1 protein-coding gene is annotated in these 361 nt (G+C 73.4%); it reads left to right on the forward strand.

The annotated features are described in order from the left end of the window. Positions 1-29: 29 nt before the first annotated feature. On the forward strand, positions 30-361 hold a 332-nt coding region (locus ACSNOB_RS32040), incomplete at its 3' end, for an acyl carrier protein (RefSeq protein WP_436691194.1).

Genomic DNA, 361 nt, shown 5'->3' on the forward strand with positions numbered 1-361 from the left:
TGGTGGCGGATGTGCGGTGGGATCGGTTTGTGTCGTCGTTCACGGCGATGCGGCCGAGTCGTCTCTTCACCGAGATCTCCGAGGCACAGTCGGCCATCGAGGCCGCGGCCCGCACCGAGGACGGCCCCACCGACCAGGCTTCCGCCCTCCGCCGGCGACTTGCCGCACTGCCGCCGTCGGAGGCCGAGGCGACCCTGCTCGACCTCGTGCGCTCCCAGGTGGCCGCGGTGCTCGGCCACGCCACCGTGGAGTCCGTGCCGCCGGACCGCGCGTTCCAGCGCCTCGGCTTCGACTCGCTCACCGCGGTCGAGCTGCGCAACCGGCTGACCGCCGAGACCGGCCTCGCGCTGCCCAGCACGCT

The organism is Micromonospora sp. URMC 106, from assembly GCF_051386395.1.
Lineage (GTDB): Bacteria > Actinomycetota > Actinomycetes > Mycobacteriales > Micromonosporaceae > Micromonospora.